This is a genomic window from Mesorhizobium sp. M1428 (assembly GCF_040317515.1).
GTDB lineage: Bacteria > Pseudomonadota > Alphaproteobacteria > Rhizobiales > Rhizobiaceae > Mesorhizobium.
Genome location: NZ_JAMYKT010000015.1, coordinates 126,945 through 136,247, shown reverse-complemented (window position 1 = coordinate 136,247; position 9,303 = coordinate 126,945). Strand labels below are relative to the sequence as shown.

Below are 9,303 nucleotides of genomic sequence, written 5' to 3'. Positions count from 1 at the left end.
GTCGTCGACCTCTTCACCCCAGCCGAATGTGCCAACTACTTCAAAGCCGCAGGATATGAACCGGATTAAACAGGACGTGCTCTAGCGTCGGCAAGCTGGCTTAGTCGCAGACTCCGGCGGCAATTTGGCTCCAGACTCGTACTCGGGCGATCACCTTGGCCATTTCCGATGAGACGCCGTTAATGAGCTGCGACTGGCCAGCGAGACGCCGCCGCATGCAATCGCTTCAAGATTTTCAGCCTTGGCCGCGGGTGGTCGGCAATCCAAGGCTTACGAGTCCTCGCGTCCAAGCCCTGTGCAGATTCCAACCGGAACCAATGCGACCGGGGCCGGTTAACAATCGAAGGGGACTCTCGGATCTGGAGTGATGGTCGAAATTTTGAACATCGAGCTGGCTAAGGCCAGGCAGCGGGTGAAACGAGCGGAGCTGTCTCTCCAGCGGGCGAACGAAATGCTCGACAAAGACGGCGGCGTCGGCAGAACACCGGCGCTGGCAGGCTGGCGGAAGGTCAGGATGTCGTGCTGCGTTGGTCGCGGGAAAGCACGGTCTTGATCGAGGCGGGATAGCAGGCCAGAGACGTACCACCGGCCGGGTCAGATGGGGACCGTGGACGACATTGCGTTTGTGATGGCAAAAGATTGCGTGCGGAATCCTGGTTGAGATCGGAGCCAGAAACGCCGATCTGCCCCGCCTTCGAGACATCGCAATTGTTTGGTGACTAGTCGCGGGACCGTTCGCCGACGCAAGAACTCTTGCTACATGCCCACCAGCCAAAAAGGGATGTGCCGTTAACCGGATTTTCTCATCCTCCAATGCTTAATCGCGAGACTGAATGGGTAGGTGATCGGTGTCAAACATAAGGGCGTTTCCGCTGTATCGGCGGCGGAAGTTGGTCGAGGAAATTGCCCGCGTGCTGGAATCCAAGAACGGGGAGGATGCGAATGCGTTCTGGCGCAGCACCGCCAAGACAATTCTCCTTCAGTTGTCCGAATCAGGAGTTGCGCCCAGGCTCGCCGAACTGGAGGTTGGATCGCTTCTTCATGCCGTCTTAGGTGATATAGCGAGCCGGAGTGCTGCGAAACGCGCACATTAGCATCGACTCACGACGAATGATTGCCACTCGCGGACTCTACTAAGCTTGGCATCTGTTACCAGCACTGCTTCCGTCCAACGCAAGGTTGCTCAACTCTCATTGGTCTAGCGACAGGTGTGGCGACCGCGCAAGTGGACGAGCTGGTCACCGACGGGCTGGGCGCCTCGACGCCGCCCTCGATGCCGCAAAGATGGCTGGGCAAAATCGCATCCATCTGTCAGCGAGAGGTCAAGTTTTGGCGTCTGCCAACTCTGATAGGCGCGCGCTACACCTTGGCTTTCCGCTTTGCGGGGCCTTTCCTAGGCGGTGTTTTTGCAGTGCCTCTGCGGCCAAGACCGCTCGCCTTGGCCAGAGCAGACCGCTTGGCAGCATAGTTAGGGGCCACCATGGGGTAGTCCCAGGCCAATCTCCACTTGGCTCTGTACTCGTCAGGTGTCATACCCAGCAAACCCAGGTGACGCTTCATAGACTTGAATTTCCGCCCATTCTCGAGACTTATGATATAGTCTGGAAATATCGACTTCTTCGGATTTGTGGCCGGAGTAAATACTGGCGGCGGTGCCGCGACGGGCTGAACTAGAGCCGACAACGCAGAATTGACGCCAGCAATCAGCGCCGGCAAATCCGCTACGGGCATTGCGTTGTTCTGGACATAGGCCGCTACGATGCCCGCTGTCAGCCCTAAAAGACCAGCGCTCGTCTGCTCAGTTGCTTCGTCCATCAAGCTCAGGCCCCTGATTCGTCACCCGTTCCTATTCGGGAACCTTCACCAACCCAAATGCTAATGACCACTCTTCGTTCTGGGGGCGCATTTACGCAAGGCTGTCTCTGCCCGGCCAGAGCAGGTTGACAGGGTTTTCATGGAGATAAACCGCGTCCAATTACGCTCACGCGGCACGAGCTGCATTTTCACGCTAGCCGGAAGTCCGCAGCGACTCATTTGTGAGTTGGCAAGGCGGCAGTGTTCTGACGTTGTCAATGAGCCGTGTTTGGCCGAGCCAGGCGGCTGCGAGCAGGCGGACCGGCCGATCGATGCTTGTTGCTATCGGTTGCAGATCTGCTTCGCCACGGAGTTCCAGGTACTCGACCTCGCGATAACCTGCGGACAGAATCGCTGCACGCGCTTGGGCAAGCGCTGGGAGGACGGGAGAGCCGTTCGAGAGCCCCTCCGCAGTATCGAGCAGGACCGATGCGAGCCTTGGGGCAATGGCCCGCTCCGCTGGCGAGAGCCGAACATTGCGCGATGACAAAGCGAGACCATCGGGTTCCCGGACTGTCGGACAGGGGACGATGGTAATTGGCATATCCAGGTCCCGGACCATGCGAGTGATGAGTAGAAGCTGCTGGAAGTCCTTCTCTCCGAAAAAGGCGAAATCAGCGCCAGTCTGCAAAAAGAGCTTTGCAACGACGGTCGCCACCCCATCGAAATGACCAGGCCGGAACGCACCGCATAGGCCTTCGCGGACGCCGGACACCGACACGGTCGTGGTGAAGCCGTCAGGATACATCTCAGTCGCATGCGGAACATAGAGCAGGTGTGCGCCCAACGGAGTGAGCTTTGCAGCGTCTTCCTTTTCGGTGCGGGGATAAGCGGCAAGATCCGCGGCACTGTTGAACTGCTTGGGATTGACGAACAGCGTCACGATCACACGATCGGCCTTCTGAAGCGCAGAACGCACGAGACTCAAATGTCCTTCATGCAAGGCTCCCATCGTGGGCACCACGGCGATACTGGCACCTGAACGGCGCCATCCCGCCACGACGGCACGAAGTTCGGCAATGGTGCGGACAATCGGCACGCTCATGCAACATCTCCGGCCTTCGGCTCGTCGGCGAAAAGATGTTCGGCCGCTGGAAAGCGCCCTTCCCGCACATCAGCCGCGTAGGCGGCGATGGCAGCTTCGACCTCTGAGCCCAGTTCGGCATAGCGCTTGACGAATTTCGGCCGAAAACCAGTGTACATGCCCAGGATGTCGTCGATCACAAGGATCTGCCCATCGCAGGCGTCCGAGGCACCGATCCCGATCGTGGGAATTGTGGCTCTCTCGGTTATTCTCCGTGCGAGCGGCTCCGTGACCTTTTCCAGCACTATGCTGAACGCCCCGGCCTCGGCAACAGCAATGGCGTCGCGAAAAATCCTGTCGCCGTCTACGCCCCTGCCCTGGACTTTATAGCCGCCGAACACATTGACCGATTGCGGCGTCAGCCCGACGTGGGCCATGATGGGAATTCCGCGAGCAGTGAGAAAGCGGATCGTCTCGGCCATGCTCTCGCCGCCCTCCAGCTTGAGGGCGGCGCATCCGGTTTCCGCCATGAGCCGCGCGCCGTTGCGAAAGGCATGTTCGGGGCCTTCTTCATAGGAGCCGAATGGCATGTCAACGACCATCAACGCGCGCTCAAGACCGCGTCGCACGGCCTTGCCATGCATGATCATCATGTCGAGCGTGACGCCGAGGGTCGAGGGCAGACCGTGAAGCACCATTCCGACACTGTCGCCGACCAGCACGACGTCGCAATATCTGTCGACGAGCTGCGCAATGGGTGTGGTGTAGGCGGTCAAGCAGACGACCGGATCCTTGCCCTTGCTGGCCGCGATGTCCGGCGTCGTCAACGCCTTCGTTTCTACCGCCACACTCATCGGCACGTTTTCCCTGCGTCAGGCTTAAGCGGTCAACGGTTTTGCATAGTTTTGTGCAGGTGCGAAGGCCAAAATCAAACTGCATCGGAAAAGTTGGTGCATTGCGAAGCGCTTCAAAGCAAGGGCTAAAGGCCCCCAATTTTCTGCTGCTTCGGCCGAGTTTCGCAGTACCCTTGTTGTGATGGTTTTGAGCAATCAGCGTGGTGGTGGTCTCAAGGGATGTGCTTCAGCTCGAACGGTTTGACTACCGCAACAGCGTGATTCACGTTCAGAATCGATCTCAGGTCCCAAGGCGTACCGAAATGCATTGTGGCGAAAAACTAGGCAATGACTGAACACGAGGCCACAGCTGTAAGGCAACGCATAGATGCCGGCGACCGCATGCTAGCGCCGCGGAACTGATTGCGGTTTGGCGGTGTACGCTTATTTCCGATGGGAACATCATTGCGCTGGCCGGCGCGCGACGATCGCTTTCCGGCCGAGCCATGCAGACGGATCACCGCCGCCTTCAGGATCGGTTTTCGGAAAAGTCGGCTTGCAGCATCAATTTTCATGAGATAGAATTGTTTTTCATAGTATTTGGCTGATTTCGCACCAAACTTCGATGAAAGGTTCCCCTTTTCATGCCTGTGGCGCAGAAGCACCAATTTTCAGGTCCTGTTATCGTTTTTCAGGAAATCCGCCTTCCGGAGATGGTGACCCCGGCCGGGTACAGCGCCCTGATCGGAGCCTACGAGCTCGCCGTGCCCTTGCCCCGGACCCTGTCGGCCACTGGCGAGCATCATCGCATTACCGCACGGGATGGCTGGCGGATCATGACGCCCCGCCATGCCCCACATCCAACACTCGAAGGCCACCTGACCTTCGCGCTCAAGTACGAGGGGCTCGACCTTGCCGTCCTCAAACGGCTGTTCCAGGTGACCGGTTCCGCACCGATCGAGGCGCTCGTCCGTGAAAGCCCCACAGGCAGTTATGCCCGCCGCATCTGGTTTCTATATGAATGGCTGACGGGCACACGTCTCGATCTGCCGGACGCGGCGGCCGGACGATACGTTCCGGTTGTCGATCCCGAGCTGCAGTGGCCCGGATTCGAGAAGACCGCTTCGCGCTACCGCATAAGGGACAATCTCCCCGGCACGCCTGAGTTCTGCCCGCTGGTGTTCCGAACCAAGACCCTCGAAAAATTCATCGGCCTTGAACTGCCGCGGCGCGCGGAGGCAATCGTGGCGGAGGTGCCGCGCGACCTCCTTGCTCGGACCGCCGCCTTTCTTTTGTTCAAAGACTCGCGATCAAGCTATGCGATCGAGGGCGAGCGCCCGCCGCAAGATCGCATCCAGCGCTGGGGCCGCGCCATCGGCGAAGCCGGCCGCTGGCCGATCGATCGCGATGAGCTGCTACGTCTGCAAAAAATTGTACTTGGCGACGCCCGTTTCGTAAGACTTGGCTTCCGAAAAGAAGGAGGTTTCGTCGGTGAGCATGACCGAGACAACGGCACGCCCCTGCCCGATCACATCAGCGCTCGGCCCGAGGACCTGCCGCGGCTAATCGATGGAATGGCGGCCTTCGATCAGGGCCCCGCGCAAAGCCTTGATGCAATCATAGCCGCCGCAATCCTCGCCTTCGGCTTTGTCTACATCCACCCGTTCGAGGACGGAAACGGCCGCATTCACCGCTACCTAATCCACCACGTCCTTGCCACGCGCGGCTTCAATCCGCCGGGAGTGGTCTTTCCCGTCTCGGCCGCGATCCTGGACCAGATCAACGAGTACAGGGGCGTGCTCGAGAGCTATTCGCAGCGCCTTCTGCCGTTGGTGGAATGGGAACCGACGCCGCAATTCAACGTCCGGGTGCTGAATGACACCGGTGATTTCTACCGGTTCTTCGATGCGACCCCGCACGCCGAATTCCTCTATGACTGCGTTCAGCGGACGATCGAACGGGACCTTCCCGAGGAAACCGCATTTCTGCAGCGCTACGATCAATTCCGGCAGCAGGTGGATGCCTTTATCGACATGCCCGAGCGGCTGACCGATTTGCTCTTCCGTTTTCTTCACCAGAATGATGGACATCTATCGAACCGCGCGCGCGAAAAGGAATTCGCCGCGCTGACCAGTGACGAGGCAGGAAGAATCGAGGCGATCTACGCGCAAACCTTTGGTGCCCATTGAAGGCGTGATCATGAGGATCGATTTTTAGTCCAACGGTTTGCGATTCCCTTGTCCCTGCCTTCATCTCCCACGCTTGACTTGTCGCCGAGACATGCGCGATTTTTTCCGCACGGTCTGACCAGCCGCCGATCAGCCGCGGCCAGAACGCGCTTGACAAACCGGAGACGTCCCGTCCAACCTGGCGCATTCACCAGGGGAGTCCCGGCAAGGGGCTGAGATACTGCTTGCTTTCGCGGCGCAGTGACCCGTTGAACCTGATCCAGTTCATACTGGCGTAGGGACGGTGCAAGCGCTTTGCGGGAGTTTACGCCCGAGGTCCTGTTTCGGCAGGTCGACAGAAGCGTCTTTTCATCCTTCCGGCACAGAACTGGGTCTCCAATGCATGAGCAAAGGAGCCTCAAGATGAATGCCCTCACTCCCGCCGTCTCGACGGGACCGCTGCCCGCCTCGCGGAAAATCCACAAGCCCGGTGCCATCCACCCGCAGATCAGGGTGCCGATGCGCGAAATCTCCGTGCATCCGACGGCCGGCGAGCCGCCCGTCACCGTCTACGATCCGTCCGGCCCCTATACCGACCCGACTGTCGAAACCAGCATCGAAAACGGTCTTGCCCGGCTTCGCGACGAATGGATCATGACGCGCGGCGATGTCGAGGCCTATGACGGCCGCCACGTGCGGCCGGAGGACAACGGATTTGTGACCGGTGAGCGCCTGACGCCGGAATTTCCCATTCGCAACCGGCCGCTCAGGGCCAAGGCAGGCAAGGCGGTGACCCAGCTTGCCTATGCGCGTGCCGGCATCGTCACGCCCGAGATGGAGTTCGTCGCCATCCGCGAGAACCTTGGCCGCGAGATGCTGCGCGGCAAGCTTGAGCGCGACGGCGAGGCCTTCGGTGCCGCTATCCCCGGCTTCGTCACGCCGGAGTTCGTGCGCGACGAGGTTGCGCGCGGACGCGCGATCATTCCCGCCAACATCAATCATCCCGAGAGCGAGCCGATGATCATCGGCCGCAATTTCCTGGTGAAGATCAACGCCAATATCGGAAACTCGGCGGTCACCTCCTCGATGGCAGAGGAAGTGGAAAAAATGGTGTGGGCGATCCGCTGGGGCGCCGACACGGTGATGGACCTGTCGACCGGCCGCAACATCCACAACATCCGCGAATGGATCCTGCGCAATGCGCCGGTGCCAATCGGCACGGTGCCGCTCTACCAGGCGCTGGAGAAGGTGGGCGGCATCGCCGAGGATTTGAGCTGGGAGGTCTATCGAGACACGCTGATCGAGCAGGCCGAACAGGGCGTCGACTACTTCACCATCCATGCCGGTGTGCGGCTGCATTACATCCCGCTGACCGTCGCCCGGGTCACGGGCATTGTCTCGCGCGGCGGCTCGATCATGGCCAAATGGTGCCTGCACCATCACCGGGAAAGCTTCCTTTACGAGCGTTTCGCGGAGATCTGCGACATCTGCCGGGCCTATGACGTGTCCTTTTCGCTCGGCGACGGGCTCCGTCCGGGCTCGATTGCCGACGCCAACGACGCGGCGCAATTCGCCGAACTGGAAACGCTCGGCGAGCTGACGAAGATCGCCTGGGCGAAGGATTGCCAGGTGATGATCGAGGGGCCCGGCCACGTGCCCATGCACAAGATCAGGCAGAACATGGACAAGCAGCTCGCTGTCTGCGACGAGGCGCCTTTCTACACGCTGGGGCCGCTGACGACGGACATAGCGCCGGGTTACGACCACATCACCTCAGGCATTGGCGCCGCCATGATCGGCTGGTTCGGCACGGCCATGCTCTGTTACGTCACACCGAAGGAGCATCTCGGTCTTCCCGACCGCAATGACGTCAAGACCGGCGTGATCACCTACAAGATTGCGGCCCATGCCGCCGACCTGGCTAAGGGGCATCCGGCGGCGAAAGTCAGGGATGACGCCCTTTCCCGCGCGCGCTTCGAGTTCCGCTGGGAGGACCAGTTCAACCTGTCGCTCGATCCCGAAACCGCAAGATCCTTCCACGACCAGACCTTGCCCAAGGAAGCGCACAAGGTGGCACATTTCTGCTCGATGTGCGGCCCGAAATTCTGCTCCATGCGCATCTCCCACGACATTCGCGCCGAGGCGCAGAAGGAGGGGATGGTGGCCATGGCGGCGAAATATCGCGAAGGCGGCGATCTCTACGTGCCCGCGGACGAGACCGGCGCGCCGCTCCTGCGAGAGGCGCGCGAGCGATCATGAGGGTCCTGGTCAAGGGGGCCGGTGTCGCCGGCCTCACCGCAGCTTTCGAGCTCGCCACACGTGGCGCGACGGTGACCGTTGCCGAGATAACACATACCGTTGGCGGCAATGCGTCGTGGTTCGCCGGCGGCATGCTGGCGCCATGGTGCGAGCGTGAAAGCGCCGAGCAGCCAGTGCTGGATCTCGGACGCGATGCCGCCGACTGGTGGGATGCGGTACTGCCGGGTCACGTGACACGGGCCGGAACACTGGCCGTGGCCGCGCCGCGTGATGCGGGCGAGCTCGACCGGTTCGCCAGCCGCACCTCGGGTCATCGGCGTGTCGATGAAGATGAAATCGTGTTGCTCGAGCCCGACCTCGCCGGCCGCTTCCGCCGCGGACTGCTCTTCCCCGACGAAGCCCATCTCGACCCGCGTCAGGCGATGGCGGCACTTCATGACAGGCTGGCGGCGATGGGCGTCGAATTCCACTTCTGCGCTGACGTCCGGCGTGCTTCCGGGTTCGATCGTCAGATCGACTGCACGGGAATGGCAGCAGCCAATGACAGGCTGCGCGGCGTTCGCGGCGAGATGCTGATCCTGCGCACACCTGATATCTCACTGTCGCGCCCGGTCAGGCTGCTCCATCCGCGCTTTCCGCTTTATGCGGTGCCACGCACCGACCACCGTTTCATGATTGGCGCGACGATGATTGAGAGCCGGTCCACGGGACCGGTGACGGCTCGTTCGATGATGGAGCTGCTGGGTGCCGCCTATGCCCTCCATCCGGCCTTTGGCGAGGCCGAGATCGTTGAAACCGGTGTCGGCGTCCGTCCGGCCTTTCCCGACAACCTGCCGCGCGTCGAAACGAACGGCGAGATCATAGCGATCAACGGGCTCTATCGTCACGGCTTTCTCCTCGCCCCCGCCATGGCGCGCCAGGCTGCCGACCTGGTTTTCAGTCAAGACAGAACCAAGGAGCTTGCCCATGAAATTGATGGTCAACGGCGAAGCGCATGAGGTTGCCGCCACCACGCTGGCCGAGCTGCTTGCCGTTCTCGACTATGAGGGCGATTGGCTGGCGACCGCCGTCAACAGCGACCTGGTGCACAAAGCCAACCGGGCGGAGTTCCAGTTGAGCGACGGCGACCGGATCGAAATCCTCTCACCCATGCAGGGAGGCTAGC

9 protein-coding genes and 1 riboswitch are annotated in these 9,303 nt (G+C 60.8%); of the genes, 5 read left to right on the top strand and 4 right to left on the bottom strand.

Going from position 1 to position 9,303, the window contains the following annotated elements; translation table 11 throughout:
* The first annotated feature begins 848 nt into the window (after nt 1-848).
* On the top strand, nt 849-1,094 hold the full coding sequence (locus NKG60_RS21565) for a DUF6074 family protein (RefSeq protein ID WP_352975482.1): 246 nt from the start codon (nt 849-851) through the stop codon (nt 1,092-1,094).
* Between the two features lie 265 nt (nt 1,095-1,359).
* Here the strand turns inward: NKG60_RS21565 and NKG60_RS21560 are convergent, their stop codons facing one another.
* From NKG60_RS21560 to NKG60_RS21545, 4 genes are all read right to left on the bottom strand, one after another.
* Nucleotides 1,360-1,815: a Ros/MucR family transcriptional regulator gene (locus NKG60_RS21560; RefSeq protein WP_352863270.1), complete on the bottom strand. Its 456-nt coding sequence runs from the start codon at nt 1,813-1,815 to the stop codon at nt 1,360-1,362.
* A 193-nt stretch (nt 1,816-2,008) separates the two neighbouring features.
* Complete coding sequence (gene panC / locus NKG60_RS21555; RefSeq protein ID WP_352661245.1) at nt 2,009-2,899, bottom strand: pantoate--beta-alanine ligase; 891 nt, start codon at nt 2,897-2,899, stop codon at nt 2,009-2,011.
* Entirely contained in the window at nt 2,896-3,732 is an 837-nt protein-coding gene (panB, locus tag NKG60_RS21550; protein ID WP_352661242.1) for a 3-methyl-2-oxobutanoate hydroxymethyltransferase, read from the bottom strand. Before panB ends, panC begins: the two co-directional genes overlap by 4 nt.
* Nucleotides 3,733-4,052: 320 nt before the next feature.
* A complete protein-coding gene (locus NKG60_RS21545; RefSeq protein WP_352863130.1) occupies nt 4,053-4,379 on the bottom strand; it encodes a hypothetical protein in 327 nt (108 codons plus the stop codon).
* Here NKG60_RS21545 and NKG60_RS21540 point away from each other — a divergent pair.
* From NKG60_RS21540 to thiS, 4 genes are all read left to right on the top strand, one after another.
* Nucleotides 4,356-5,900, top strand: a complete 1,545-nt coding sequence (locus tag NKG60_RS21540) for a Fic family protein (protein ID WP_352661239.1) — start codon at nt 4,356-4,358, stop codon at nt 5,898-5,900. The two genes, NKG60_RS21545 and NKG60_RS21540, sit on opposite strands and share 24 nt — an antisense overlap.
* A 182-nt stretch (nt 5,901-6,082) precedes the next feature.
* Nucleotides 6,083-6,199: riboswitch (TPP riboswitch) on the top strand.
* A 103-nt stretch (nt 6,200-6,302) separates the two neighbouring features.
* A complete protein-coding gene (thiC, locus tag NKG60_RS21535; protein ID WP_352661236.1) occupies nt 6,303-8,138 on the top strand; it encodes a phosphomethylpyrimidine synthase ThiC in 1,836 nt (611 codons plus the stop codon).
* A complete protein-coding gene (thiO, locus tag NKG60_RS21530; RefSeq protein WP_352661233.1) occupies nt 8,135-9,136 on the top strand; it encodes a glycine oxidase ThiO in 1,002 nt (333 codons plus the stop codon). The genes thiC and thiO overlap by 4 nt, the downstream gene beginning before the upstream one ends.
* Nucleotides 9,105-9,302 (top strand): sulfur carrier protein ThiS, encoded by a 198-nt coding sequence (gene thiS / locus NKG60_RS21525; protein ID WP_352493533.1) that lies wholly within the window; start codon nt 9,105-9,107, stop codon nt 9,300-9,302. Before thiO ends, thiS begins: the two co-directional genes overlap by 32 nt.
* The last annotated feature ends 1 nt before the right edge of the window (nt 9,303 follow it).

Excerpts from the sequence above, each read along its gene's own strand:
- NKG60_RS21560 (WP_352863270.1), bottom strand. The coding sequence starts at position 1,815 with ATGGACGAAGCAACTGAGCAGACGAGCGCTGGTCTTTTAGGGCTGACA.
- panC (WP_352661245.1), bottom strand. The coding sequence starts at position 2,899 with ATGAGCGTGCCGATTGTCCGCACCATTGCCGAACTTCGTGCCGTCGTG.
- panB (WP_352661242.1), bottom strand. The coding sequence starts at position 3,732 with ATGAGTGTGGCGGTAGAAACGAAGGCGTTGACGACGCCGGACATCGCG.
- NKG60_RS21540 (WP_352661239.1), top strand. The coding sequence starts at position 4,356 with ATGCCTGTGGCGCAGAAGCACCAATTTTCAGGTCCTGTTATCGTTTTT.
- thiC (WP_352661236.1), top strand. The coding sequence starts at position 6,303 with ATGAATGCCCTCACTCCCGCCGTCTCGACGGGACCGCTGCCCGCCTCG.
- thiO (WP_352661233.1), top strand. The coding sequence starts at position 8,135 with ATGAGGGTCCTGGTCAAGGGGGCCGGTGTCGCCGGCCTCACCGCAGCT.
- thiS (WP_352493533.1), top strand. The coding sequence starts at position 9,105 with ATGAAATTGATGGTCAACGGCGAAGCGCATGAGGTTGCCGCCACCACG.